This is a genomic window from Butyrivibrio sp. VCB2006 (assembly GCF_000420945.1).
In the GTDB taxonomy this organism is placed as follows: Bacteria; Bacillota; Clostridia; order Lachnospirales; family Lachnospiraceae; genus Butyrivibrio.
On record NZ_ATVX01000015.1, the window covers coordinates 16929 to 43834 of the forward strand.

Genomic DNA, 26906 nt, shown 5'->3' on the forward strand with positions numbered 1-26906 from the left:
TCATTCCTCTCTTTTAAAGGTCACAAAGATGAGCCCTGCAAACAGAGCACATAATACTGCTCCTGTCAGCATCCATAGGGATAATCCATAATCGGTATTTGAAAGGATTCCATATATTGAAATAGGGATTCCAACTAGTCCGCCCAGCGACAATGCTCCAAAGCCCCTGTGCAGCCTTGTCGCTGTAAGGATGCGGTTAAGCCCTGCCGCCCTCTCACTAATTAGTTCCAACACGCCAATCATCATGAAAATTGCTACTATGACAGAAAGTACGGCATACATATTCGCCTCTTGCCTCAAACATTTTACTGTACAAACGATCCATATTATCCAGCCTGCATTCCCCGGCAAATCATATATCATCCACTTAGCTGTGGATATCTCCGTTCTATATATCCCAATGCCAGGTTTCCACGGGATGCATCTGTTTACGTTTTTCTTATACTCAGCGTACTCCTCACCATATAAATCCAAAAGCCACTTCTCTTCCGTTTTTATAAGTGCAACTGTCATAATAATCCAGTCAACAATCGGAAAAAGAAGCAGCCATGCATTATGCCACATAAGAGTAATCCCAGATAGCGCAAACCACCATCCGCTGTACATCGGGTTCCGTACCCATGAATAAATGCCATTGGTCTGAAGCCTGTTCTCTGTTATAGAATCATCCATATCTGACCGGACAGCTCCTATATACCATACACCGATTCCCATTATTATGAGTAATGTACCAACCACTCGGAAAATAAGTATCCATGAATCATACAGAATTCCTATCTTAAGCACATAGCCAAACAAGATAATTCCTATTACATTGACCATAGCAATTCCATAAACAATATATGGCCCGACTCCAAAGAGAGGGAGTTTCTGCCCTTCCTTCATGTAGTTCTTTAACATTTTCTGATCACCTCATCATGACATGCAGGCCCATCTGATAAATCCGAATGTCTGATAAACTCTACATGCCGTGTAAGTCCCGAATAGGCTCTTGTATCTGTATTGCAGAATATTTTACAAAGCGGTCTTATCCCATAGGTTTCAAACATTTCGACATACATACACTTTGAAATTCTATATTCTACCTTGTCTCTGGTGACATTGAAATAATCATAGGTTATGCTGCCATCAGTCATTCGTTTTTCATGGTCGCCGATATTCCACTTTCTGGCAATATCAAAACTGTTCGGAAGTGCGTTGATTATTGCAATTATCACATTGAAAAATGTCCTTCTTGCTTCAAAACCAGCGTTTATATAATCCATGATATCTGTGTCAGAAAAGCCAAATTGCTTTAGTTCCAGACACATTGCAATTACCGCATATACATGAAGCGTACTTGTTGATGGATAAACATTGTGTTTCCTGAAATCATCAGAGGCATACATCTTAGAAAGTCGGACAGCGTATGCTTCAACTCTGTCATCGACATTATTAAGTCCAGTTTTTTCAATGGCCTTTCGATATATCTTTTTATAGGCTTTTATCTTTCTGTCCATCCCTTATCCTCCAACTTTACTGAGGATTCGCTATCTTATCAGGTACGATCCAGTAATCACAGATATGGCCTCCGGTGGCCAAAGTATAATCTCTATGCAACACCCCGTGAGAAGCTTCTGTAGAAAGATAATCTATTTCACAGCACACAGGCAGTACTTCCAGATATCCATTTTCCCTGGCAAATTTCTCTAAAGGACACCGGGTGAAATGATAATAGCTACCGTCTTTATGCTTAGTATCATCAAAATTAAAATCCCAGGTCTTATCTTTATACTGTGGATGCGCATCTGCCCAGTCCTGCATGGCATGAAATTTGTCTTTTGCTTTCTGAAGATCTTCCGGCCTGTTCAAATCTGCTCTGCCCATGATTTTGCTGACCATCGGGCTCTTCATGAATCTCTTTATCACAGTCCTGAGGCTTTCGACATCGATTGCTCCCTCAGCAGCTTTCCATATGGCCAGAAACACAAAGCAGGAATAGATATTATTCGCCATGGGATTATCTGCCCCAATATCATCCACCTTTTCAAGCATTTCTTTATATATTGCCTTTGATTCTTTAAGAGCTTTCTTTGTTACTTCAGATCCATATTGTTCCTTCAGGTACTTCTTAAGCATTATCGAAAAGAGCTTCAGATAAGTTCCTTTATACTTCATCATAGCCGCGCCATATACTCCTTATTTCTTTGCAATGACTGTAATCCACGGTTTACTCTCATGATGATCTGACTTAACCTTTGAAAAACCCGCTTCTTTCAGAGCCCCTTCGATTTCTTCTACTGTATGACACTTCATGCCATCAATGATGCTCTCAAACTGGAAACTCGCCTTATCAGTTCCATCAGACTCATTTACAATCATGAAGATTCCACCAGGCTTAAGTGCCTTGTTTACCTCTGAAAAGCATTTCTCAAGTCCCGGCCAGAAATAAATGGTTTCAAAAGCTGTTGCAAGATCATACTGCTCATTCATGTTCAGATTAGAGACGTCGCCCTGCTGAACCTTGCAGCGTCCCTTCTGTATCATGTCTGTGTTGTAAGCTGCTGCTTTTGCAACCGAAACATCTGAATAATCAATCGCCGTAACCTTAGAAGATGGATACTTCTGTAACAGCTCATGTGCATTTCTTCCACCACCGCATCCAACTTCAAGAATTTCTTTCGGTGCAATAGTTTTTAAATGTGCCATTCCCCAGTCGGCCATCTTCGCGTGCCCACTGTTCATGCCATTGACCATCATCTGTCCCAGGAAACCTTCCGGCTTTCTTGTCTGACTTACAAAGTTTTTAAAAAGTCCCATAAATCATTTCCTCCCCATAAGAAGCGCAGAACCTGTAAGAGCCATCCAGGTGGACTCCCACTTGCTCATGAACATACCGTTAGTAGTATCAACAAGTTTTACTTCTTCGTATCCCATATTTTTAAGCTTTTCTACAAAGCTTTCCATATCTCCATATTTTGCCTTGGACATAATATCGTGAATAGCAAATGTTCCGCCCTTCTTAAGGGTCCTTAGTGTTTCAAGAAGAATCGCCTGTCTGTCCTTACTTGGTATGTTGTGATATACATAGTTGCTTGTTACTGCATCAAAAGTCTCATCTGCAAAATCAAGCTTACAGGCATCGCCCTGCTGAAAAGATGTGTTATTTACACCTTCAGCAACAGAATTACTTTCGCAGAGACTCTTGCTGAATGAAGCATACTCTTTACCCCATCTGTCTATACCAATTATCTGAGCGCCTGGATTTTTCTTTGCACAGGCAATACTTAGAGCCCCGCTTCCACATCCAACATCGAGGCATTTACCGCCATCCGGGATTTTTACATAGGATGAAACACCTTCTATTATCTGCTTAGACATCTGACGTGTTCCGTTATAGGAAAATGCCCTGTACATCATATAAGTCCACAATGTTCCTAACGCTGCCAACACTGTCAGTACCAAAAATATTTTTCCCGGGACTGATGAAATCCCCAAGATAAGAGTTATCACCAGCAAAACACATGTCACAGCCAGTGTCCCCATCACCATTCCCTTTGGTACCCAATTCTTGTAATCTGCTTTCATAACATCCTCCTTTATATCGTTAGCCATGGCTAACCTATAATCACAACACGATTTCGCTCTGTATCCACACTCCATGCTATTTCTTACAGCAGAAATACACCATTGCCCCATCAACATGAAGGTCAATGTCCTTGTACAAATGCTTAAGGATTTTCAAAAGCTGATCTTCCGTGGGAAACGGCGGAGAAAACCAGCCTTTCTTGGCAAGTATGTTCTTTACAAGCCAATCTGTAATCCTAGATTTCCCCTTAATATAAAAACATGCAATAAATTTCCCACCCGGCTTTAGTACTCTATATGTTTCTCTGAACGCTTTTTTCTTATCGGGGAATGCATGAAATCCATTCATAGACAGTACAATGTCAAAAGAGCTGCCTTCCATGGGCAGATTCCCTACATCGCCCTGGATGCAGGTTATATTTGAACAGCCCTCAAGCCTCTTTCTGGCCTGCTCTATCATATCTACGCTATAGTCCAGGCAAGTTATTTGAGCATTCGTCAGGGACTTCCATTTCTCTTCTGTAAACACCGCTGTTCCTACCGGTACATCAAGAATTGTTCCTTTGAAATCATTCGGTATATATGAAAGAACCTTCCGCGCCACCTCATTATCATCAGTTCCACTCCAAAAAATCTTTATATACATTTTGCTAAAGAAACTTCCTTGAGTCAGCACGTCATCATATATGCTTTTCGATGTCTTATATGCTTCCTGAATCTTATCCGCCATTACACTATTTTCCTCTCATCCTTGCCTGCAATTACCAATACATAGGCCATACGTTTAAAGATTCCGTTTTCTTTTTATAGATATTTAATATCATGAAAAACATTATCAAATGCTTATCTTGAAAATAATGTTAGCATTTGCTAACTTCTTTTTCAAGAGCATTTGTACATTTCAGACGCTATGCTCGGAAAGGAAGACAAAAAAGCATTGGTATACAAAGCACCAATGCTTTTTTCTTTTAAGGGAATATACTTCCATTCCCCATCATTACTCTTAATAATCCTATAACGAACAGATGGGCCGGATAGTAAATGTAGAAGAACCACTTCATTCCTTTCCAACTGCCTCTTTTGCCATTATAGTTCTTCAGAACCAGTAGTGATAGTAAAGTTCCCATTTGGATAATTCCATACACCTTGTCCATAAATATGAAGTATACTGCAGAGTAAATGACTACCCAGATTAGCATAGTAATGGATTGTTTCTTGAAATCACCACGGTTCAAATACAGATATACCGGGCACATTGCAGCCACGGTTGACCAGTCTGACGGAAATGTTATAAAGCATATCACAATTATAAGCAGGATTTTTGCCCATTGTGGCAAGCGATCAGTTGTGAAAATAACCATCAAGACCACAGACCATGCAAGGGACCACATCACACTTGTCATGTTAAAAAAGCCATTGGGGATAAACGGTATCCCACCTGCGAAGTTATATGCAAAATGAGATATAACCGCAAAAACAAATAACCTGCCAATATATTTTTTGACATCTCGTGTAAAGTGAAATCCTTCTGCAATGAAGAACCACATTATAGGAGCAGTCAGCCTTCCTATAACATGCAGCAGCATTACCCACCATATTTTCTGACATCCCGGATACAATAGCCATGTTACATGATCTATTGTCATTGCAACAATAGCTATAAGCTTTATTTGATTTGAATTTAAGCCTTTTGTCTTTAATGGATTCATTGTATTCTCTCCTCCCCAGTTAAGCCAACATCCAAAGTATGATGGCTTCTCCACAAAAGACATACTGCTGGTTCCAATGATCTTATCTTCGTCAAACGCCATCTGCCTCTTTAAAATTAGTTCTATATATAAGATAGCAGTTTACTACTCCCCAAAAAAGGAGTAAAATAATAGGAAAACGTTTTCCGAAATAATTGGAGGTTACTAAAAGTGAAAAAAGTAAGCATTAAAAGCGCCCTGGCGCTGGTGATGACAGCCATGCTACTGGTCACATCCGTATTATGCGGACCATGGATGTCTTTTACCGCAAGGGCAGACGAGGGAGTTACACTTAAACTTCACTATCACAGGGAGGATGCGGATTACGCCAATTGGGATGTGTGGCTTTGGCCAGATAACGGCGAAGGAGCCGGCTACCCTCTTGAAGAAGAAAATGGGGAAATGGTAGCAACTATGGCTGTACCAAGCGGCGCCACTAAGATCGGCTTCATAGTCAGAACCCCTGATTGGGACAAGGATATTGATAAGGATCAGTTCATAGATATATCCGAAGTAGTCTCAGGAACAGTCCATGCCTACGTAGAATCCGGCGTAGAAGGCGCAACAAAGGAATATGGGGATGATGTTATGACAGGAACAAAACTAAAGAACGCAACATACGATGGCAACAATACCATAACCCTTGAATTGACTGGGGAAATCGCAGAATCACTGATGGATTCTTTTTATGTAAGAGGAAGACTTGGGGATGTGGAAGTTACTGAGGCTTCGTTAAAAGAAAAAGCTTCAGACAGCCAGTATTTCTATGATCTTACAATTGCTTCCGAGCTTGAATATAACAGAAATTATCGCGTAGGCTTCGATGGTCAGGAATATACCGTAAACATGCCTATCATCTACTCTACTCAGGAATTTGAAGACAAATATACCTATGAAGGGGACGACCTTGGAGCCAACTATTCCAAGGACAAAACTGTATTTCGCGTGTGGGCACCTACTGCAGAAGCAGTTTCTGTAAATCTCTACGAATCAGGTGATTCCTGGGAAAAAGATCTGAAGGAATCCGTTGAAATGACTACTGACGAGAAGGGAACCTGGGTAGCTGAGGTTTCCGGAGATCTTGCAGGCACCTATTACACCTACACTGCTATCCTCGATGGTTTAAGCGTAGAAGCCTGCGATCCATATGCCAGAACAACAGGCGTAAACGGCAAAAGAGCTATGGTAATAGACCTTGAATCAACCAATCCCGAAGGTTGGGCTGATGACAAGAACCCGCACAGCGGCGAAAAAATCAATGATGCTGTGATTTACGAACTTCATATCCGTGATTTCTCCGTTAACGAAAACGGAAACATGCAAAATGCCGGCAAATACATCGCTTTTACTGAAACAGGTACAAAGACTTCAGGCGGCAGATCAACAGGAATCGACTATCTCAAGGACCTTGGTGTTACTCACATTCATCTTCTTCCCTTCTACGATTTCGGCTCTGTTGATGAAAATTCAAGCTCAGATAGCTTTAACTGGGGCTACGATCCCGTTAACTACAACGTTCCTGAGGGCTCCTATTCAACAGATGCCCATGACGGAAATGCTCGCGTAAAAGAGGCCAAGGAAATGGTTAAGGCCCTTCACGATAACGGCCTGTCTGTTGTAATGGATGTTGTTTATAACCATGTCTACAGTGGAAAGGATTTTTGCGTAAATCGCCTTGTTCCCGGCTATTTTTCCAGAATTAATGCCGACGGAACTTACTCAAATGGTTCAGGTTGTGGCAACGACACAGCTTCTGAGCGTTCTATGGTAAGAAAATATATCGTTGACTCCGTTTGTTACTGGGCTGACGAATACCACATTGATGGCTTTAGATTCGACCTTGTGGGGCTTATTGATATAGACACTATAAATGAGATTGTCACTGAGGTTCACAAAACTCACCCCGATGTAATTTTCTACGGTGAGGGCTGGAGCATGAGCACTGACGTCACCAAAGAAAATGTAACTTTGGCAACACAGCAGTCCTCCGAAAAGACTCCGGGATTTGCCTATTTCAATGACAATATCCGCGATGGACTCAAGGGCAGCGTATTTAATACCGCAGAAACCGGTTGGGCATCAGGTTCTCTCAATGCTGAGCGCGCTATGACAGCTTCTTTCCTCGCTACAGAAACCTGGTCCAAAAATCCATCCCAGATCATTCAGTATGCGTCCTGCCATGACAACAACACTCTCTATGACAGAATCGCCACTTCCAGAAAGGATCTGAATGAAGAATCCTGGATTAAAATGAGTAATCTTGCTGCGTCCTACTACCTGACAGCTGAAGGTGTTCCTTTCATGCAAGCCGGCGAAGAAATTCTCCGTACCAAAGTTAAAGAGGATGGAACCTTCGATTCCAATAGCTATAGCTCCGGAGATGAAGTTAACTGTCTTAAGTGGGAAACCCTTGATGACGTCAAATACCAGGAAAACTACGAATTTTACAAAGGACTTATTTCCTTTAGAAAAGAGCATGCTCTGCTAAGGCTCACTACAGCTGATGAAGTAGCTTCACGTGTTACTCCTGTAGATAACCTTGATAAAAATGTCATTGCTTTTAGCATGGATAACACAGACAAGGCCGTTGAAGGCGAGCCTGCAGAAGCTATTTTCCTTGCTTTCAACCCTAATAACACAGCTACAACTATTACTCTCCCTGAAGGAACCTGGAATGTATGTATCAAAGGGACTCAGGCAGGCACAGAGGCAATAGAAACAGTTTCCGGTTCAATAACAGTTGATCCGATTTCATCAATGGTACTTGTTAAGGGAGCCGCTGTTTCAAACTCAAATAATAAGCTTCCTGTTCTTCCGATTGTTGGAGGTCTGGCAGGTATCGCAGCAATAATCTGCGGAATCGTTGCTCTTCTTAAAAAGAAAAAGTAACTTTGCAAAAATCAAAGCTCCCATTCGGTCTATTCCGGATAGGAGCTTTTTTTGCTGTTTCTTATGCTTTAGAAACATTTTCTGTAATGTAGTTATAGAGTTTCTGCGCCTTTTGTACTTCTTCGTCGCTGAGCTCGGCGGCATCATTGTATCTGGCACGAAGATACAGGTCTCTTAGCTGCTCAGCCTTTTCCCGATCCACAATTTCAAGAGAATCGGCCAGGACTTCCTCAGAAGTTGACTGACGCTTGATATCGATTCCGCAGGCCTTCATAAAGAACAGATAATCAGTATATATCAACCTGATCTTCTCGTTATTTGTCGCTGCAAAGCCGCGCTTTCTTTTCCTGCGCTTGCTTAGTTTGAAGCGGAATTGCTCCTTTTGGCCTCCCTCTATCTCGTCTTTTCCTGCAGTTTCTGTGCCCATATCACGAAGCATTTTCCAAAAACCATAGAGCAGCCACACAAGCAGTATCACTACGGAAATGACCAGAATCGCCCCAATTATCATGGCTGCCAACTCATCTCCGGTCTTGCCATTAAAAGTCGGAACAATGCCGGAATCATGCGCACCTGTCCCGAATTCCACTGCCGTCTCTTTTGTATTGCCTTCATGTTTATAATCAGGCCTCATCCACAAATAAAGCTCATCACTCAGAACGCTGATAATATAGGCTGGAAAGTGGAAAATCATAGCAATTGGCGTAAACAGCAAAACGATGTAGTCTTTTGCAGCCATTACCACTGTATGAATTATAAAGCATACAACCACGTCCAGAGTAAGAACTCCTGCCATTTCAGCCAGATTCACCATTTTAATCTCGGCAGTTGCTCTACTTCCAATCCTCTTTCTGCGTAGAACCAGTACTCCCAATATAAGATAAAGAAGTCCGCACACCGAAGATGTAGATATTACCGGCCAATAAAACGCTCTGACTACAATTGTGACAATAACCGGCACAGCCGGAATTGCATACCAAAACTTGTAGTCGTCATAGTGCATCTCGATCTTTTCTTCAACCACTATCAGTAAATAGAACAATATAATAACCGATGTTATTATAATTTCCACAAGATTCCTTGCGATCAGAAGTCCCAAAGCCGGCAATAAAGCACATAATACTCTAAGTGGCATTACATACGGTATACTCTGCAGTAAATAGGTCGATACAAACGAAAGTGCCAGTACTGCTGCTATAAACACCCACGACTTACCAAAAGACGGAATAAGCGCAGCAAAGGTAAATAATAACAAAAAGTCACATACTGTTTTCAGCGAATTAATCAGTTTCATTCTGATTCACCTCCGCTTCCAGCACGCATAGCTCATATTCACTGAACCTTTGAAGTCTAATCAGGGCCTTCCTGTTATCCGGTGTCAGCGGCGCGCTAATTATGAAGTAACTACGACTTCTCTTTCTTTCACGAATACAGCAGTCAATAAGATCGTCAAAAGAAAAGAAGCTGACCAGTGAAGATCTTCCCAAATTGGTCATAATCTGATCAAAATGCTTCTTACCATAGCCTTCATCCAAATTGCCGGCATCCCCATTTGACAGGAACTGATAGGATATTTTCTCCTCTTCAAGCTTCTCGCACACCGTTCTTACGATTTCCAGACACTTTTCCTTTTCTTTGGAACTACCGGAGGCCATGTTCAGGACAATTGCCGCATTGGCATCAACTGTGTAATCGCTGTTTTTTACCATCAGCTTGCCTACTTTGGCGCTATGTTTCCAGGAAATCTTCTTCATGGGCTCACGACCGGTATAGTCAAGATATCCGATTGTGAGTACCGGATCCTCCATTATAAAACGTCTGACAGATATGTCACCAATATACCCTCCAAGGACCTTGAGCACGTACTCGTCCTTACATGTACTTGGCATGACAGTAATGTCAGTTGTTGTCTCTCCCGATTCAATCCAGGATTTGAAGCCTAGAAAATCACCTGTCTCAAGATAATACTTGCCCCCGCGATAAATACCTCGTTTTGGCAGAGTAAAATAAACAGTATGCTGATAGCTCTTATGGGCAGGCAAAAAAAGACTGTGGCTCTCTTTATTTTTGTTTTTCCCCAAGATCACAGCCCCTTCAGGCATGCATTCAAGCAAACGTATATATACAATTGGAAAAAACCAGCTGTTGATCAGCTTATCACTAAAAGCAATCTTTTCTCCGGGTTCGGCAAGCTTGGAATCGTACGTATATCTATATAGCAAATGCGCTGAAGCCCTGGGCGAGATCACAAACTGTAGCAATACTACTATCACAACCAGCCCTACTAATAACAGATATCTCATACGTTTTCCAGAGGTACCTTAGTTTCTCCTAGGATCCTTTCAATGATTCTGACAGGGTCTACGTGACTACCCGGCGCAACAAGAACTCGATGTGCCAAAACAAAAACAGCCTCTTTCTTGACATCTTCCGGAATTACATAGTCTCTTCCTGCCATAGCAGCACTGATTTTTGCTGCTTTATAGAGCGCAAGAGTTCCTCTGGCAGAAACACCGCTGGCAAGCTGAGCTGACTTACGTGTTCCCTCAACCAGATCCATAATGTAGGCTTTAACATCCTCAGAAACGGAAACAGCTTCTATTTCACTGCGCACTGCTGCAATATCCTCATCTGAGATTACATTCTCAAGTTCGCTTATGATATCCTTGGAGTCTTTTCGGCCCATTATGGAGATTTCCTGCTCTCTTTCCATATAGCCCAAACTAAGCTTCATAAAGAAGCGGTCAAGCTGCGCTTCAGGAAGTGGAAATGTTCCGTAAGATTCAATTGGATTCTGGGTTCCCATTACGATGAAGGGTTCTTCAAGAGGGAAGGTTTCGCCATCTACAGAAATCTGGCGCTCCTCCATTGCCTCCAGCAAGGCTGACTGAGTACGAGGTGTAGCTCTGTTAATCTCATCTGCAAGAACTACATTAGAAAAAACAGGTCCCTTGCGGAAAACGAAATCCCCTTCTTTTTGATTATAGAAATGAATGCCGGTGAGGTCTGATGGCATTAGATCCGGTGTGAACTGAATTCGCTTAAAGTCACCGCCTATACTTCTGGCAAACGCACGAAGGAGCATGGTCTTACCGGTTCCGGGAAGATCCTCCAAAAGTACGTGTCCTCCTGCCAAAAAACAGATCACAATCTGCCTGATAGCGTCATCTTTGCCAATGATCACCTGACCAACATTTTTGACAATTCGATCAGTGTATTCTTTTACTGTTATCATTTTTATCCCCTTAATACTTTTTCCATTTCTCGTTATATAATACCTTCTCCCAGCCGAAATAAAAAGCCAATTTATCAGCCCTCTTAATTTTTCATAAACTTGGCTTTAAATTCCTATACTTAATTATCGGTATATTGATATAATATTCTTGTCGCAAAGCTTTTCCACTCAGGTTTTTCATAGGAGAAAGCGCATATGATTCTATATTTAACCAGTAGTTTTATCCCTTACCAGGAAATCGGAAGCTATGAGAAAAAAGCGCCCGGGGAGTGCTATGGTTTTTTTGAGGATCTCAAGCAGGAATGGCCTGAAACTGTACATTTGCTGTATGTACCCTGTGATCCTGATAATAAAGTTGAAAACGATCATCAAAAGAAATGCCTTCTTGATGCCTTCGAGTTCACTGGGCTCAAAGTAGATGAAGTGCGCCTTCTGGATGAAAAAAGCAAGAAATCTCTGTCTTCGCTTATCTCCTGGGCAAGTGTCATTTATCTCGCGGGGGGACATGCCCCAACTCAGCTGGCTTTCATGAAACGTATCGGGCTTAAGGAAGCTCTTTTACCCTACCAGGGAATAATCATAGGTCTAAGCGCAGGTTCTATGAACGCCGCCTATAATGTTTATCTTGCTCCGGAAAACGAAGACGAAGTTAATGACCCTAACTTTGTCCGCTTTTCAGATGGTCTTGATCTTACCAATATCGAAATTATCCCCCATGCCGACTTTCTTAAGACTGTGGAAATCGCCGGTCAGAATTTCATCAATGATATAGTGATTCCAGACAGTTTCGGAAGCAAATTCTACCTTATCTCGGACAGCAGCTACTTTAAGGTAAAAAACGGAAAGACTACCTTCAAAGGAGTCGGGGAAAAAATAGAGGATGGCATCATCACACCCCTTAAACAGGGAAATATTATCCCCTTCATGGGTGTTTACGAGCAGCCCGTCATCAAAACTCTCATGGAAGATGGCTACGAGCTGGTTGTTTCCGTGAATATAACAAATAAAGTGTGCGAAGTTTACCACTTAAGCGAAGAACTCTCCAAGCTTTTCGAGGGAAGCAGGCTACGATATGAGGACATTTGTCTAACGCTTTCGCAGAAAATCAGTATTGATGAGCGGGATGCCTTCGTCGAAAATTCTTCAATTCCTGTTATTATTGATGAGCTTAACAATAAGGGAAATTATGTAAGAACCGTCCATGTGGACACCCCCTACGGCGAAAGAGCCAAGAACGTCAGAGTAAGAAAGATCCCGGGCTATCCGGACTGGCTGCTCTTTGTTTTCTTTGATATAACAACAGCCCTGGATCATGACTGGATGACTGATGAATACACCAGAATTGGCTTTATGAAAAGAGCTACTCTCTTCATTTCAGAGTTTTCCGAGCAGGGCCACTACTCTCTCGTTTATACAAATGTAAAAGGCTTCAAGGTTGTAAACGAGTTATTTGGTGACAGAAACGGCGATATGGTAATCTTCCAGACAAGAGATGCCATCAGAAAGCATTTAAAACCTGTACTTATGGGACGACTTGATAGTGACCACTTCGTCCTTATTACTTCTGACGATAACCTTAAGAAATCAAATCTTAAGGCATTGTGCAGTCAGGTATTTCAGGTTGAATCCAAAGAGTTTAACTACGAAATAAGGTGCGGCATTTATTCCATCCCGCACTCAAGAATAGAAATAACCCAATTGCTAGCCGGTGCCAAGCTGGCTGAGAACAACCTCAAGAACGGAAAAGGTAATGTCCTTTACGCCTATTACGATGACACCATGAAGGAAACTTATGTACGTCAGAGGTTTTTATTGTCGGATTTTGAAAGAGGAATCGATGACAACGAGTTTGAGCCTTATTATCAGCCGATTGTTGATGTCAAAACCGGCGAAATAGTCAGCGCAGAAATGCTCATCAGATGGTGCCACAAGGACTTTGGTATGGTTCCTCCAAGTGATTTCGTGCCTATTATCGAATCAGAGGGTAAGATTTCCATCCTGGATAATTTTGTTGTGGACAGAGGAATGCAGCTTATTACCAGACGTGCTTACCTGGGAAAAAAGATAATTCCTTGCGCTATAAATCTCTCCAGAATTGATTTCTACGACTCTTCTTTTATAGAAAGTATTTTTGAAAGGATAAAAGATCTTGATATTGACCCATCCATGTTCCGTTTCGAGGTTACGGAGTCTGCCTACGCAGACCTTGAGTCCAAGGCCCTTGATTATCTTAATAAAATGCAGGAGCAGGGAATTAAGATCCTTCTTGATGACTACGGCAGTGGAATGAGCTCTCTTTCCATGCTGGAAAACTTCAACTTCGACATAATCAAGCTGGATCTGGGCTTTATACGTAAAATTGGCATTAACGAGAAAGCAGAGTCCATAATAATCACCACTATCGGACTTGCCCACATGATTGGTGCCAAAGTTACAGCTGAAGGCGTAGAGACTGAGAAACAGTATAAATTCCTTAGAGATTACGACTGTGACTACATTCAGGGCTACTATTTCTACAAGCCTATGCCGGAAAAAGAATTTGAGAAAGTATTAGATAAATAAAAAATATTATGTCTCATTAACTCTTTATAACTTTACAGCAGCAAAGTTATATGTTATACTAGCCAAAACAAAGACGTTTCGAATGTAATTTCGTGCGTCTTTTTCTTTTAATATCATGTATTTAGGAGAACGATTATGGGGAATTTTTTAGCAACGGTTGAAAAAGTCAATGGCGCTGTAAACAGTTTTGTATGGGGCCTTCCCATGCTGATTCTTTTAGTCGGAACCGGAATTTTAATGACTATGCTGACCAAGTTTTATCAGGTTTCCCACTTTAAGCTTTGGGTTAAAAGCACCATCGGCGGTATTTTCAAAGATAAGCACGTAACCGCTCACACAGAAAAGGATGACATGCAGATTTCTCAGTTCCAGAGCCTTTGTACAGCCCTTGCTGCCACCATCGGAACAGGTAATATCGCAGGTGTGGCTGCGGCTATCCTCTCCGGCGGTCCTGGAGCCATCTTCTGGATGTGGGTTGTAGCATTTTTCGGAATGATGACCAACTTCTCAGAGAATGTACTTGGTATTTACTACCGCAGACGAAATGAGAAAAATGAATGGTCCGGCGGTGCTATGTACTACCTCAAGGACGGCCTTGGTTCCAAAAAAGGCTGCGCTGAGCTCGGAGCTTTTTTGGCAGTTATGTTCAGTATCTTCTGCGTACTTGCATCCTTTGGTATCGGCAACATGAGCCAGATCAATTCCATCGCTGTTAATATGAATTCCGCTTTCGGTGTTCCTTATATAATAACTGGTGTTATCCTTATGGTGCTGGCGGGACTTGTAATTGTCGGCGGTCTTAAGAGAATTGCATCTGTAACAGAGAGACTTGTTCCTTTTATGGCTATCATTTATCTTATTTGCTCAATTGTCATCGTAATCATCAATTTTGATAAGGTTGGCGCTGTATTTGTCTCAATCTTTAAGGGTGCCTTCGGTATGAGAGCTGTTGGCGGCGGTATCGTGGGAAGCGGCGTTGCTTATGCTCTTCAGTGGGGTATGAAAAGAGGTGTTTTCTCCAACGAAGCAGGTCTTGGTTCTTCAGTTATGGTTCACTCCGCATCTAACGTAAGAGAACCTGTAGTTCAGGGAATGTGGGGAATATTTGAAGTATTCGCAGATACCATCGTTGTATGTACACTTACTGCTTTTGCTGTTCTTTCAAGCGGCCTTGTAAACCTTGAAACCGGTGAAGTTATATCTGATGCCGTTTCTACAGCCCTTGTTGCTGAAGCTTTCTCCACAGTTTACGGAAGCGCCGGTTCTGCGTTTATCGCTATTGCCATTTTGTTCTTCGCATTTTCCACTGTACTTGGCTGGAGCCAGTACGGCAAAAAAGGTTTCGAATATCTCTTTGGTACAAAAGCTACGAAGCTATATCAGATAATATTTGTTGTATTTATCCTTATTGGAGCAACCATGGATCTTTCCCTGGCTTGGGATCTTTCAGATACCTTCAACGGAATGATGGCAATTCCCAACCTTATCGGTGTAATTGCTCTTTCCGGAACCGTAATGAAAATTACTCAGAACTATATAGACAGAAAAGTAAGAGGAAAAAATGTAAAACCGATGCTCTCCTCTATAGAAGAAATTCAGGATTTGCACGAACAAGAGCTCAGTTCATAAGACAAAAAAAGAAATCTGCAGCGTTTCCGCATCCCACAATACTTCCTGTCAAAAGAGCTGCTGTAATCGCAAGCTCAATAAGCGTATGCTTTTTCATTTGTAAAAAAAACCCCTTTTCAATACTTAATCACATCTATCCTTAATACAATATCAACGGAATATATGTTGAGTCTTTTATCTCCATTTGTTCAAATCATCTTTTTCGATGATTATCATAAGGAAATTATCCTCTGTAAGTTTTCTTGTAGGATCCACGTAGGCCCAGTTACCGCCTGCAGTCTTAATTGCTGCAACGTTCATATTGTATTTCTTTCTGAGATTAAGTTCGATAAGATCCTTGCCGATCCAGGCTTTTCTAGGCTGAAGCTCAATCATGCAAAGGTTATCATCAATTTCAAAATAGTCATGAATATACTGGGAAGTAAGGATTCTGGCTGATCTCACGCCGCCCTCTTCTTCAGGGCAGATGATCTTGTCTGCTCCCACTCTTTCAAGAAGCATCTTCATTCTGTTGGAGGAAGCCTTGGCAATTACTACAGGAACACCCTTCTCCTTGGCAATAGCTACTGACAAAATGCTGGCTGCAAGGTTTCCACCCATACTTGTAATTACAATGTCCATGTTCTGAAGTCCCAGGGCATTAACCTCGTCCTCATTGTCCAGATTTGCGCAAATTGCAGAAGTTACCTTTGATGACATATCTTTTATGATCTGCTCATCCTTATCTACAACCAGAACGTCATCTCCGAGGCTATACATAGTTTCTGCCAGGCTTCGTCCATATTTTCCAAGACCTAAAACAGCAATTGATTTCTTAGTCATATCTTTTTACCCTCTTATCCGACATAAAAAATGCCTTCTGAATAATTGATCAAATTATTGTGTTCTTTGCTACGTGAGAAAAGTGCCACCAGCGAGATGGGGCCGATTCTTCCCAAATACATTGAAATAATAACTACTATCTGTCCCGCCGTTCCAAGTGAGGAAGTCAGTCCTCTTGAAAGACCTACTGTTCCACAGGCACTTACTATCTCGAATAGTGCGTCCTCCATGGGAACCGGATTAACAATAGATAAAATAATTGTCAGAATAAACACAGCCACTACTCCCACAAATACTACTGCGGAGGCTTTTCGCATGGATTCTTCCGAAACTCTGCGTTTAAAGATAACCTTCTCGTCCTGATGGCTTACATAAGTGCGAAGATTCATGATAAGAAGGAACATAGTCACTGTCTTGACGCCGCCTGCGGTTCCTATTGGGGATCCACCGATAAACATCAGAATATAGGAAACAAGGCAGGATGCCACAGTTAAGTTTTCCTGAGGGAATGTAGTAAATCCGGCTGTTCTGAGTGTAATTGACTGGAACAAACTGTTTGTCAGTTTGCCGCCAATACTCATTTCTCCGATAGTGCCGGGATTGTTGTACTCCGTTATCATAAACAGAACCATTCCACCCAATATCAGCGCCAAACTAAAGCTCAGAACTAGCTTGGCATGCTCAGAAAGCCTTCCTATAACTTTCAGAGGAGAAAAACCTTTTTTAACACCTTCTCTGGATTTGTCGATTACATCAAACCAGACTACAAATCCAATACCACCCATAACTATAAGAAGCATTGTAACTGCCATTACAAGGGGATTATTCCTATAATTGGCCATACTGTTTGGTCCGATAACATCCATTCCCGCATTACAAAAAGCAGAAACCGCGTTAAATATCGCACTCCACAGACCTTTTTTGACACCAAATTCTGGAATAAATGCTATAGAATACAGGAGCGCTCCGATTCCTTCCACCAAAAAAGTTCCCTTAAGAACCGCTGCCAGAAAGGATAAAAGCCTTGACTCAGAATTCAGATTGAAAGCATCTCTTAGAAGCATTCTGTCGGTAAGTGAGAATTTCCTTCCAGTCAGCATCATCAGCATAGATGCCACAGCAATCATTCCCAGACCGCCAATCTGCACAAGAATCAGAATTATAAGCTGTCCCACAAAGCTCCAGTGCATGTAGGTATCCACCACTACAAGACCTGTAACACAAACTGAGGTTGTCGCCGTAAATAAGGCTGTAAGAAACGGCGTTGCCTCGCCGGTTGCCGAGCATACAGGCAGCATCAAAAGAAACGTTCCAATAATTATAGTCAAAAGAAAACTCCCCGGAATGATCTGCACCGGGGAAAGTTTTATTTCTTTAAATGTAGAAAAATGCATAATATGTTATGAGACTTACGTCAATCTCCTTATATTACTCGAAAAACAAATTCTCCTTGCTGATTATACCAACTTTTTTCCGGAATGTAATGTATAAATTATTTGAGCACGGGACATGAGCCTTTAACGATGGCATTTATTTTTTCAATAACAGGTGATTCTTTTCAAGATCATAGAAAAGAGTACACTCGGCCTCCTTCATATCATAGATTTTTACAATGTCTGCATCACTGTCTGTATCTACAAAATCCCCACTGATGTTTCTAAAGGCTGATAGCCTATCCGGTGAAAAATGAAGAGTCTTTTCATTGGCAAAGACTGCTGTATAGAGGATATCTGCCTCAACAAGGTCCTGGAAAATATGGCTTCCATAGGAAAGCTCAGGATTGTAACCGGCCTCCTTCTCTTCCACCTCACATACAGCTTCAAACTCGCTTATATCCGCAAAAGAAGTGGGTACCCCAAGTTCAGGGGATGAAGTGCCGATACGTCCGGGGACAATCAGCATCATGTGCTTTCCCTGTTCCCTATAGGTCCAGTTCACCTTGCCTATTGTCCTTGCAATCCTGGTTTTATCCGCATAAGGCATATTGTAATAGGCCTTTGGATCTACATAGACTATGAGATCAATCGGTGTACTTCTTGAAAGTCCCATGGAAGAGTCTACACTTTCAAGAAGAATGCTATCTTCCGGTACGCTGTCAGGAACTTCTATAGCTGCTGTATCCTTGAAGACCTGAAGGGGCCTGCATTGCAAAAGGTTTATGGAATACTCCCCGTTCTCCGACAGGTTCAGGGTAAACTCAATGTCCACCGGATGCTCATATTCCTCCTGAATAATCTGCATCAGCTGCTGCATCTGCGACATAATGGTTTTCTTTTTAACCAGGCCCTTGCAGGATATAAATCTCACATCCCGGTAGATTCCACGCTCTTTTAACGAATCCTCAACCTCATAATCGTGCTCAAGAAGCGTGTTTATCAGATACATGGGAAGCTTACCCTCAATATCTCTAAGGTCCAGGCGTTTAAGCGCATGTTCGCTGACATCCATGGCTTCCACCGCCCTTTGAGAAAATTGGTGTTTCTCTGCCACTGTAACCGCTGACGTAGCCTCAGGCATATCAAGGCTTACAAGCCTGGGATAAGACCCCATAGTCCTGTCTACCGCCGATGTTCCAAGCCCCATTACAAGCCTTAACATTCCAGCTTTCGGGTCAATGCCTGCCAGGAATTTATATGGGCTGTAGGAATAGCCAACCCCGGCAGCACAAGGCATATAATATGGCCCGTAATATGAACCTGAAACCCTCTGAATGAGTAGTGCCATCTGTTCATCTCTTTTATCAAGTCCGCGTCTCTTTCTGTAATCCAAAGCGGACATACTCATTGTGCTGGCATAGACTGTTCTTATGGCGTTTTCGAATTCCTCAAGTCGTTCTTCCAAAGTGCCTCTGTTTGCGCAGAAAACTGACTCATATTTACCTGCAAAGGCATTTCCAAAGCCATCCTCCAGAATACTACTTGACCTTACAATAAACGGATCCTGTCCGTAATACTCAAGGATATGCTTAAACTGCGTCCTAAGTTCTTCGGAAAAAGAGCCCTGTTTGAGCTTTAATGCAAATTCATCCGCCAGGGAAAAATACTCCTCCTCAGTCCTCTGGCGAATTCGAAGATCCCAGAATTCATTATCTACAATGTAGGTATAGTAAACATCAGAGCCCATAAAGAATGAATCGTGAGGCTCCAGTACTTCATCTATCTCCGGGCTCATGTTGCGGATGATAGCCCTTGCAAGAAGCATTCCGCAGGCCTTTCCTCCAATGAGTCCTGTGCCTATCATATGGTTTCTTACAGCAAAATAGTCCTCCGGTTTAAAATGCTTTTTTACCATGAGCCTCATCTTCTCGTCTCTGGTCATCATGATATTGCACATCACATTGCAGGACTCAGTCATGTCCATACGGCTGTTGTACTGCATTTTTGCCGTGTTATAAAATTTATCCCAGAAATCAATGTACTGATCCTCTCCGGGTCTTTGGAAATTATCCAAAAGCTGGTAAAAACGGCTGGACTGAACTCCATCAAGGATTGGCCTGAAGGTTCCTTCCTCCTTTTTGTAAATATGGGGCAGGAACATGGTCTCGGAATCTCTGTTCCACACCTTTTCCGGACGAACATATACATTTTTTGTATCGGAATACACATCAAGAAATAGCTGTGTTGTATTTAGAATCTTGTTAACCGCGTGAAAAGAGTGCTTTCCTCGTATTATCGGAAAGAAAGCAACTGTATCGAGAATAAATAGAAACGGGCATGTCACCCTGAAGAAATTACCCATCATAAGGTCGGTAGCCCAGCGTATCTGCAGCTCAGACAGGCAGTCAAAAACGTAGAAGGCATCCTTTCCCTCTTTTTCAATGATATTGTGTATATCAACGGTGAAAGTCTCAAAACGATGAGTCAGCGGAACCTGATAGGTCTTTACCTCCGGACAGTCTTCAACCAGGGGATCGTGACTGGCAAATCTGAAATAGATTATGTTTCGCTTGTCCTTTTTGGCCTGTTCCACGTATGGATCTACGAACAGCTTAAACTCCGACAGGTCAGACACTCTGAAAACAACATTGTCACCAAGCCTTATATTATCAAGAGCCTTGTCCATCTCCGGAATCCCGGACAGTACACGTTCAAATGCCGCCATAGTTGGTTCCTCCTACAAAAAAAAGCAAAGCACGCCAACTTTTTGTAAGCGCCTTTGCTTTCATGTCTTTATGATATCACATATCCGGGGCAAAATATACTTTTTATATCATGCCGGCTTTCAGCTAACGGCCTGTTTTCTTCCCCAAATGAATCATATGGTCTTTAGCTTACCACTGTAAGCTGTTCCAGCGATGTTCCGTTTCTGTGTGCCCTGCTGTATATTTCCGTACACTTCTTATACTTATCAAACGTCCTAAGTGCCGAATCCTTATCACCATATACCTTCCAAAATCCTGTATACTTCACCCCTTCCTCGGGGCTTTTCATGAACCCAAGTACATCTGCCACTGGGTATCCCAGGAAAAGACCTATCTCATGCGGGAAGGAATTATCCTTCGCCAGATGTCTGGCAAGCTCAGCAACACACAGATCAGCATTTCTGTATGAATACCCCTTTTCCTTGAGAATCCTGCAGGCTTCTTCATTTGCAAGATCTCTTTTCAGAAATGCCGGCCTATACAGGTAAATGAGTACATGGCTTTCGGAATACTTGACCGGAATCATGCGGATTCCCTTTCCCGAAAGTCTGCAGTTGAATTCTCTTACTTCGGTGTTAAACTTCTCGCGGTCATCTATATCCACTGTAAAAAGATTTCCTGTCTTTAGCCCAGCCAATGTTGGTGAACATAATCTGATCAGCATCTGGTCCCCCATCGCTTTTTGTCCTTTCCTTTTGTGTTAGCAATAGCTAACTATATTCCAAAATCAAAGCCCGCATAAATCGGGCTTTGATAGATATTCAATATCATGAAAAACATTATCAAATACACATCTTGAAATTAATGTTAGCATATGCTAACTTCTTTTTCAAGAGCTTTGTGTACATAAAAACAAAAATGCTCAGAAAGGATGAGAACAGTATGAATAAAGTTAAGGTTGTTTTTTGGAGTGGAAGTGGAAATACACAGGCAATGGCAGATGCTGTTGCAAGTGGCATCAGAAGTGCCGGTGCTGAAGCCGAGGTTACTACATTTGATTCCCTCAGCCCATCAGATGCTGCTAATGAATCAGTGATTGCTTTTGGCTGTCCGGCGATGGGCGCAGAAGTCCTTGAAGAAGGCACGGTTGAGCCCTTCATAGCTGATTATGAGACAAAGTGCAGTGGTAAAAAAGTAGCACTCTTTGGCTCATACGGTTGGGGAGACGGTCAGTGGATGAGGGACTGGCAGGACAGGCTCACCGCCGCAGGCGCATCCATCATTGGCGGTGAAGGCGTGATTGCCAACAATGCTCCGGATGATGATGCTATTTCACAATGTGAGGATTTAGGCAGGCAGCTTGCTCAGGCATAAACCTAGCACAATCCCTGTAATACAATTCATAAAAGAAGTCGGAAGATGTTCCCTAAGTGAAACATTTTCCGACTTCTTTATATTATTATTCCGTATCATTCTTCAGATTTGTCATGCTATGAAGCCCCAGCGCTATCGTGGAACCGTTATGTAAAGTAGCACTTGTTGCAGGTGCTATAGTTCCCAACAGTCCAAGACCGATAAGCCCCAGATTAAATCCAACAACAAAACGATAATTAAAATGGATCCTCTTCATTAACAGATCGCTCAACTCTTTTAAAGTAATTAATCTATACAGGTCTTCCTCTGATATCATAACATCTGCAATCTGACGAGCAAGCTGCGCTCCCTCACTTATGGCTATACCACAGTCTGCTTCCGAAAGTGCAGGAGAATCGTTTATACCGTCCCCTATCATTACGACTGTATGCCCTTTCTCTTTCTCCTGACGGACAAATCCTGCCTTTTCTTCAGGGAGAACTTCAGCATAGTATGAGTCAACGCCAACGATTTTCGCAACTCTCTTGGCAATATGCTTGGAATCGCCTGTCATCATAACAATATTGTTAAATCCGACTTCATGAAGCCTTTTGACAACATCCAGTGCTTCAGGCCTTAACGGATCCACCAGACATATCACAGCTGACAATTTGCCGCCTATTGCCAGGAACAGCCTTGAATACTGTTTGGATATAGCATCGAGTTTATCCTGCTCTCCTTCAGGTATCACGCAATGCTCATCTTCCATTACGAAGTGCCAGCTTCCAATAACAACCTTTTGACCATCTATATCAGAAGCAATTCCATGGGCAACCACGTACTCCACCTTACTGTGCATTTCATTGTGTTCAAGCCCTCTATCCGCCGCCTCGGCAACAACTGCATTAGCAATGGAGTGTGGATAGTGCTCCTCAAGACAGGCTGCAATTCGTAGCATCTCATCCTTGTCATTCCCTGAAAATGTAATCACATCCACAACCTTCGGCGTAGCCATAGTAAGTGTGCCAGTCTTATCAAAAACTATGGTATCAGCATCAGCAATAGCTTCCAGGAACTTTCCACCCTTTACTGTAAGATGATTGTCCTGGCACTCACGCATTGCTGACAGTACAGTCACAGGCATGGAGAGCTTTAACGCACATGAAAAATCAACCATAAGAACAGACAATGCCTTAGTAACATTCTTGGTTAGCAGATACGCAAGAATAGTTCCGCCCAATGTGTATGGAACCAGTCTGTCTGCCAGATGCTCCGCTCTTGACTCAACTCCTGACTTAAGCTGCTCAGACTCCTCAATCATTCTGATTATCTTCTCATATCTGGTAGCTCCGGATGCCTTCTCAACCTTAAGAACAATATCGCCCTCCTCTATGACTGTTCCGGCATAGACATAGGCCCCCTCTTTCTTTTCCACAGGTATGCCCTCTCCGGTGAGCGTCGCCTGATTGACCAGTGCCTCTCCTGAAACAACCGTTCCATCAAGAGGTATAACACTTCCAACCCGCACAGAAATCTTATCTCCGGGAACAATCTGACTTATCGGCACCTGTACCTCAACACCGTCTTTCTTAAGCCAGACCTTATCTGATTTAAGAGCCATACTTCTAGCCAGATCATCCACAGACTTTTTGTGAGTCCATTCCTCCAGAAGATCTCCAACCCCCAGGAGGAACATAACCGACGAAGCTGTCTGATAATCCCCGGTCAAAAGAGATACTGTTATAGCTGTGGCATCGAGAACTGATACCTCAAGCTTTTTATGCTCAAACAGACTGACAAGTCCCCTGTAAATAAACTTCGTAGCCATAATCCAGGCTTTTATCCTTCTAATGGGTGAAGGTAAAAAGAGCCTGCATCCATAATGAAGGATTACCTTACCTATAAGCTTCTCCTTGTAAGAAGCCATAAGTTCTCTTCCGGTATTTTCAGGCACAAGCGCCTTAACATCTTCCGCCTCTGCATCAAAGCTGCAGATTTTGGCTAATAGTTCTTCCCTATTGCCTTTATAAACAACTACCGCATCAGCGCTTCTCTCATAGACTGTAGCCTTTTCCACACCACCAAGAGAAAGCAGATAGTACTGTAATCTATCTGCTTCTTCATAGGAAAAACGTCTTTTTGGCATGGAAAAGCGAATACGTCCACTTATCTCATGTTTAATGACAATTTTCATATTTGGTTATTCTCCAACTACTGCGGCCTCTTCCTTTGCCTTGCGCTCGGAATTAATTTCTTTTGCCTCTGCGAGAATATCATCGCAGTTCTCCTGTACCTTATTTGCCGTATCCATTACACAGTCTTTTGCCCTGAGTACAGCAGCTGTAGTATGCGTATAGCACTTCTTTGCATCTTTACTAGAAAGAACTTTTACACCAGCTGTTCCAAAAAGAACTCCGCCCAAAAACCAAACACAATGTTTCCAGTTTTTCATAAAAATCATCTCCTGTTATATATTTTTTTGTCTTAATGCAAAACAAACAAATGCAGAATCCTCCCACATTTGTTTGCTTCTTTAGCTTATCACAATCTGATATGCTCTAAAATATGCACAGTTGATAACTTTTCTCAAAAACACGCCTTAGCAGTATATACATCATTTGTAGTCATAATGTTTTATCCCCGACTCTAGTCTTTTATGTTTTATGTCCTTTTAGCAAGGGCGAGTGCTCTTATATAACATATATAAGAAAGAGCTGCCACAATCACGATAAATATAATCGCCAAAAGCCTATGATCTACAACGATTCCAAGAAATACTACGCCAACAACCAGGGCCATAACTACGAACATATTTGGAAGCATGTAGATTGCAACCGCTGAGCCCTGCTTGATTACTTCTACTTCGTTCTCCCAGTCCAGTCTCATATGTTTGATTCCACATACACATCCCCAGGTAGTAGAAAATGCACATAAGGCAACGCCAAGGATCAAATACAAAATAGTATTAACAACCGGTACATGGGCTGAAATGCAAAGGCACAGAACTCCAAAAGCCATAAATGGCACTGTCAGATACATGTTAAAGAGCATTTTGCCCTGATAAATTGTCTTTTTCTCAATTGGAAGACTCTGCATGATCCAGTACTGCTTGCCCTCAAGAGATGGTGAACAGGCTGTGGAAGCAACCATTCCAATACAGAAATAAACAATAAAAGGAATTGCCGGATGAACTATAGCGTAATCAAAGGGCGCGTTCTGAGTGACAACACCAACAATTTTGTCAAAGCCAAATATAAGAGTGAAAACTCCCAGTATTACTGCAAGAAGCTCTCCCATGCTCACATTGGTGATATATGTTGTTGAGCCTGCCATTCTCCTGAACTCCTTGTAAGCTATGGCAGATACCACGCTGTGCTTCTTCTGGCCTGTCATCTTGTAATTCTTGGCGGCAGCATGAGATTTAAGCGCAGAATTGATGCTGCGATAGGATTTACCAACAACAGTAAAGATTGCCACAAATAAAGCCAAGCTGACTCCCATTAAAAGAAATGCCGAGCTTAAGCTACTTTCTGTTATTGCCTTAGTAAACCATCCTGCTAGAAAATAGACATCTGCAAATCTGTTTGTCATCTCAGAAGCAGCCTCTAGAGTATCCTGAAGCTTATCTTCCCTGAATATCATCTCCACAATGTATCTAAAAGAAAAGCAGAATAACACGAAGATAAACGTCAAAACTGTCTGAATAAGATTTGTCTTTTTAAATCCTGTGCTGACCTTAGCTATAAGGAATCCAAAGAAAGCAGATATCAGCATTGGGATAATCGGTACAAACAGTGACAATATAAGCCATATCACATATACATAAGCCGCAGGCTTAGCATTTAAGCCGTATCCGGCCATCATAGCTACAGAAATGCTCATATACCAAGGCAAACTCTTTACGTACATGTATAAAAACTTGCATCCGGCCACAGTCTTTGCTTCAAAGGGCAGTGCCATCAGCATGTCGTACTCTTTGAAGTTAAAGAGATAACCGTTTGTCTTAAAGAATGTAAACAAAAGCGCAAGCATGCTTATGGTAAGAGCACATAACACAGGGATTGAATCTGTAAGTCCTGCTGCGCAATATCCTGCACAGGCAGCGAAGCTGTATCCGATCAGCATTGCAAAAAGACATGCTTTACCAATAAGTGCAGCCCTGACTTTGCGTTTTTTCTTTTTGTCATTGCAGTGCTTATAAATATTGATCTGGCTCGTAGATAACAAGAGCGTTTTGAGAAGAAGTATATTATTCTTCATTGCTGTCCGCCTCCAGGAATGTCTCCTCTAACGAATGACCTTCTGTGAGTTCCTCCATGGTTCCTGATGCAATAATTCTGCCCTGCTTGATAATGGCAACCTTGTTGCAAAGCTTTTCCGCAACGTCCAGGACATGGGTTGAGAAAAAGATTGCTGTGCCATTGCCGCACATTTCATGCATTATCTCTTTTAATGTAAAAGTAGCCTTAGGATCAAGACCAACAAAAGGCTCGTCCAAAACCAGTAACTTAGGGTTGTGAATAAGGGCTGAAATAATAGCCACCTTCTGCTTCATTCCATGAGAATAGGAACTGATCTGATCTCCAAGGGAAGCTGTTATCTCAAATAAATCTGCATACTTTTTGATCCGTTCTTCACGATCTGAGGCACTTATATCAAAAACATCTGCTATGAAATTCAGATACTGAATACCTGTTAAATTCTCATAGAGATCCGGGTTATCCGGAATATAAGCTGTCACTTTTTTGCATTCCAGGGGTTCATCTTTGACAGAATGCCCATCAATTAAGATTTCCCCCTCTGTGAAATCCAAGACACCAACAACTGCGCGGATTGTGGTTGATTTGCCCGCACCATTGTGGCCGATAAATCCGAAAATATCTCCGCTCTCAACTGTCAGCGAAACGTTATCGGCAGCCTTGGTGCCCTCTTTGTATGATTTAGAATAGTTCCTGATCTCCAGCATTTTAGGTTCCTACCTTTCGTTATTACTACAGATCTACTACTTTCTTTATGCTAC

22 protein-coding genes are annotated in these 26906 nt (G+C 42.2%); 4 read left to right on the forward strand and 18 right to left on the reverse strand.

Annotated elements, in window-relative coordinates:
* From G613_RS19270 to G613_RS0113490, 7 genes are all read right to left on the reverse strand, one after another.
* Positions 1-900 carry a methyltransferase family protein gene (locus G613_RS19270; protein WP_081647900.1) on the reverse strand — a complete coding sequence of 300 codons (900 nt, stop codon included), beginning with the start codon at positions 898-900 and terminating at the stop codon, positions 1-3.
* Complete coding sequence (locus G613_RS0113465) at positions 894-1499, reverse strand: L-2-amino-thiazoline-4-carboxylic acid hydrolase (RefSeq protein ID WP_026497934.1); 606 nt, start codon at positions 1497-1499, stop codon at positions 894-896. Before G613_RS0113465 ends, G613_RS19270 begins: the two co-directional genes overlap by 7 nt.
* Before the next feature lie 16 nt (positions 1500-1515).
* Entirely contained in the window at positions 1516-2160 is a 645-nt protein-coding gene (locus tag G613_RS0113470; protein ID WP_242826152.1) for an L-2-amino-thiazoline-4-carboxylic acid hydrolase, read from the reverse strand.
* An 18-nt stretch (positions 2161-2178) separates the two neighbouring features.
* Positions 2179-2799 (reverse strand): class I SAM-dependent methyltransferase, encoded by a 621-nt coding sequence (locus G613_RS0113475; RefSeq protein ID WP_029233115.1) that lies wholly within the window; start codon positions 2797-2799, stop codon positions 2179-2181.
* Positions 2800-2802: 3 nt separating this feature from the next.
* Positions 2803-3567 carry a class I SAM-dependent methyltransferase gene (locus tag G613_RS0113480; RefSeq protein WP_029233116.1) on the reverse strand — a complete coding sequence of 255 codons (765 nt, stop codon included), beginning with the start codon at positions 3565-3567 and terminating at the stop codon, positions 2803-2805.
* 76 nt (positions 3568-3643) lie between these two features.
* Positions 3644-4297: a class I SAM-dependent methyltransferase gene (locus G613_RS0113485; protein WP_029233117.1), complete on the reverse strand. Its 654-nt coding sequence runs from the start codon at positions 4295-4297 to the stop codon at positions 3644-3646.
* Positions 4298-4535: 238 nt separating this feature from the next.
* The gene (locus G613_RS0113490) at positions 4536-5378 is read right to left on the reverse strand and encodes a TraX family protein (protein WP_330361464.1); all 843 of its coding nucleotides are present in this window, start codon (positions 5376-5378) and stop codon (positions 4536-4538) included.
* Between the two features lie 108 nt (positions 5379-5486).
* Between G613_RS0113490 and pulA the strand changes: the two genes are divergently transcribed.
* On the forward strand, positions 5487-8204 hold the full coding sequence (pulA, locus tag G613_RS0113495; RefSeq protein WP_029233119.1) for a type I pullulanase: 2718 nt from the start codon (positions 5487-5489) through the stop codon (positions 8202-8204).
* 61 nt (positions 8205-8265) lie between these two features.
* On the opposite strand, the gene G613_RS0113500 is transcribed toward pulA, so the two are convergent.
* Genes G613_RS0113500 through G613_RS0113510 form a run of 3 tightly spaced genes read right to left on the reverse strand, consistent with a single transcriptional unit; the run spans position 8266 to position 11439 of the window.
* Entirely contained in the window at positions 8266-9498 is a 1233-nt protein-coding gene (locus G613_RS0113500; RefSeq protein WP_029233120.1) for a hypothetical protein, read from the reverse strand.
* Positions 9485-10507 (reverse strand): DUF58 domain-containing protein, encoded by a 1023-nt coding sequence (locus tag G613_RS18780; protein WP_029233121.1) that lies wholly within the window; start codon positions 10505-10507, stop codon positions 9485-9487. The genes G613_RS0113500 and G613_RS18780 overlap by 14 nt, the downstream gene beginning before the upstream one ends.
* Positions 10504-11439, reverse strand: a complete 936-nt coding sequence (locus tag G613_RS0113510) for an AAA family ATPase (RefSeq protein ID WP_029674953.1) — start codon at positions 11437-11439, stop codon at positions 10504-10506. The genes G613_RS18780 and G613_RS0113510 overlap by 4 nt, the downstream gene beginning before the upstream one ends.
* 195 nt (positions 11440-11634) lie before the next feature.
* On the opposite strand from G613_RS0113510, the gene G613_RS0113515 reads away from it, so the two are divergent.
* Together G613_RS0113515 and G613_RS0113520 are read left to right on the forward strand one after the other, a co-directional pair.
* Positions 11635-14001, forward strand: a complete 2367-nt coding sequence (locus G613_RS0113515) for an EAL domain-containing protein (RefSeq protein ID WP_029233123.1) — start codon at positions 11635-11637, stop codon at positions 13999-14001.
* A gap of 135 nt (positions 14002-14136) precedes the next feature.
* On the forward strand, positions 14137-15630 hold the full coding sequence (locus G613_RS0113520; RefSeq protein WP_029233124.1) for an alanine/glycine:cation symporter family protein: 1494 nt from the start codon (positions 14137-14139) through the stop codon (positions 15628-15630).
* 174 nt (positions 15631-15804) lie between these two features.
* Here the strand turns inward: G613_RS0113520 and G613_RS0113530 are convergent, their stop codons facing one another.
* From G613_RS0113530 to G613_RS0113545, 4 genes are all read right to left on the reverse strand, one after another.
* Entirely contained in the window at positions 15805-16452 is a 648-nt protein-coding gene (locus G613_RS0113530; protein WP_029233125.1) for a potassium channel family protein, read from the reverse strand.
* 14 nt (positions 16453-16466) lie between these two features.
* A complete protein-coding gene (locus G613_RS0113535; RefSeq protein WP_029233126.1) occupies positions 16467-17846 on the reverse strand; it encodes a TrkH family potassium uptake protein in 1380 nt (459 codons plus the stop codon).
* Positions 17847-17982: 136 nt separating this feature from the next.
* A complete protein-coding gene (locus G613_RS0113540; protein ID WP_029233127.1) occupies positions 17983-20553 on the reverse strand; it encodes a PEP/pyruvate-binding domain-containing protein in 2571 nt (856 codons plus the stop codon).
* 164 nt (positions 20554-20717) lie between these two features.
* The gene (locus tag G613_RS0113545; RefSeq protein ID WP_242826154.1) at positions 20718-21257 is read right to left on the reverse strand and encodes a DUF3793 family protein; all 540 of its coding nucleotides are present in this window, start codon (positions 21255-21257) and stop codon (positions 20718-20720) included.
* 218 nt (positions 21258-21475) lie between these two features.
* Here G613_RS0113545 and G613_RS0113550 point away from each other — a divergent pair, with 218 nt between their 5' ends.
* A complete protein-coding gene (locus G613_RS0113550) occupies positions 21476-21907 on the forward strand; it encodes a flavodoxin (protein ID WP_029233129.1) in 432 nt (143 codons plus the stop codon).
* 85 nt (positions 21908-21992) lie between these two features.
* On the opposite strand, the gene G613_RS0113555 is transcribed toward G613_RS0113550, so the two are convergent.
* From G613_RS0113555 to G613_RS0113570, 4 genes are all read right to left on the reverse strand, one after another.
* The gene (locus G613_RS0113555) at positions 21993-24080 is read right to left on the reverse strand and encodes a heavy metal translocating P-type ATPase (RefSeq protein ID WP_029233130.1); all 2088 of its coding nucleotides are present in this window, start codon (positions 24078-24080) and stop codon (positions 21993-21995) included.
* A gap of 6 nt (positions 24081-24086) precedes the next feature.
* The gene (locus tag G613_RS0113560; RefSeq protein WP_029233131.1) at positions 24087-24347 is read right to left on the reverse strand and encodes a DUF6110 family protein; all 261 of its coding nucleotides are present in this window, start codon (positions 24345-24347) and stop codon (positions 24087-24089) included.
* 200 nt (positions 24348-24547) lie between these two features.
* The gene (locus G613_RS0113565) at positions 24548-26146 is read right to left on the reverse strand and encodes a putative ABC transporter permease subunit (RefSeq protein ID WP_029233132.1); all 1599 of its coding nucleotides are present in this window, start codon (positions 26144-26146) and stop codon (positions 24548-24550) included.
* Positions 26136-26852, reverse strand: coding sequence for an ABC transporter ATP-binding protein (locus G613_RS0113570; protein ID WP_029233133.1), 717 nt, complete (start codon positions 26850-26852; stop codon positions 26136-26138). The genes G613_RS0113565 and G613_RS0113570 overlap by 11 nt, the downstream gene beginning before the upstream one ends.
* Positions 26853-26906 lie beyond the last annotated feature (54 nt).

Excerpts from the sequence above, each read along its gene's own strand:
- G613_RS0113540 (WP_029233127.1), bottom strand. The coding sequence starts at position 20,553 with ATGGCGGCATTTGAACGTGTACTGTCCGGGATTCCGGAGATGGACAAG.
- G613_RS0113550 (WP_029233129.1), top strand. The coding sequence starts at position 21,476 with ATGAATAAAGTTAAGGTTGTTTTTTGGAGTGGAAGTGGAAATACACAG.
- G613_RS0113480 (WP_029233116.1), bottom strand. The coding sequence starts at position 3,567 with ATGAAAGCAGATTACAAGAATTGGGTACCAAAGGGAATGGTGATGGGG.
- G613_RS0113560 (WP_029233131.1), bottom strand. The coding sequence starts at position 24,347 with ATGATTTTTATGAAAAACTGGAAACATTGTGTTTGGTTTTTGGGCGGA.
- G613_RS0113515 (WP_029233123.1), top strand. The coding sequence starts at position 11,635 with ATGATTCTATATTTAACCAGTAGTTTTATCCCTTACCAGGAAATCGGA.
- G613_RS0113465 (WP_026497934.1), bottom strand. The coding sequence starts at position 1,499 with ATGGACAGAAAGATAAAAGCCTATAAAAAGATATATCGAAAGGCCATT.
- G613_RS0113545 (WP_242826154.1), bottom strand. The coding sequence starts at position 21,257 with ATGCTGATCAGATTATGTTCACCAACATTGGCTGGGCTAAAGACAGGA.
- G613_RS0113485 (WP_029233117.1), bottom strand. The coding sequence starts at position 4,297 with ATGGCGGATAAGATTCAGGAAGCATATAAGACATCGAAAAGCATATAT.
- G613_RS0113565 (WP_029233132.1), bottom strand. The coding sequence starts at position 26,146 with ATGAAGAATAATATACTTCTTCTCAAAACGCTCTTGTTATCTACGAGC.
- G613_RS0113530 (WP_029233125.1), bottom strand. The coding sequence starts at position 16,452 with ATGACTAAGAAATCAATTGCTGTTTTAGGTCTTGGAAAATATGGACGA.
- G613_RS0113555 (WP_029233130.1), bottom strand. The coding sequence starts at position 24,080 with ATGAAAATTGTCATTAAACATGAGATAAGTGGACGTATTCGCTTTTCC.
- G613_RS0113470 (WP_242826152.1), bottom strand. The coding sequence starts at position 2,160 with ATGATGAAGTATAAAGGAACTTATCTGAAGCTCTTTTCGATAATGCTT.
- G613_RS18780 (WP_029233121.1), bottom strand. The coding sequence starts at position 10,507 with ATGAGATATCTGTTATTAGTAGGGCTGGTTGTGATAGTAGTATTGCTA.
- G613_RS0113475 (WP_029233115.1), bottom strand. The coding sequence starts at position 2,799 with ATGGGACTTTTTAAAAACTTTGTAAGTCAGACAAGAAAGCCGGAAGGT.
- G613_RS0113490 (WP_330361464.1), bottom strand. The coding sequence starts at position 5,378 with ATGGCGTTTGACGAAGATAAGATCATTGGAACCAGCAGTATGTCTTTT.
- G613_RS19270 (WP_081647900.1), bottom strand. The coding sequence starts at position 900 with ATGTTAAAGAACTACATGAAGGAAGGGCAGAAACTCCCTCTCTTTGGA.
- G613_RS0113510 (WP_029674953.1), bottom strand. The coding sequence starts at position 11,439 with ATGATAACAGTAAAAGAATACACTGATCGAATTGTCAAAAATGTTGGT.
- G613_RS0113520 (WP_029233124.1), top strand. The coding sequence starts at position 14,137 with ATGGGGAATTTTTTAGCAACGGTTGAAAAAGTCAATGGCGCTGTAAAC.
- G613_RS0113570 (WP_029233133.1), bottom strand. The coding sequence starts at position 26,852 with ATGCTGGAGATCAGGAACTATTCTAAATCATACAAAGAGGGCACCAAG.
- G613_RS0113500 (WP_029233120.1), bottom strand. The coding sequence starts at position 9,498 with ATGAAACTGATTAATTCGCTGAAAACAGTATGTGACTTTTTGTTATTA.
- G613_RS0113535 (WP_029233126.1), bottom strand. The coding sequence starts at position 17,846 with ATGCATTTTTCTACATTTAAAGAAATAAAACTTTCCCCGGTGCAGATC.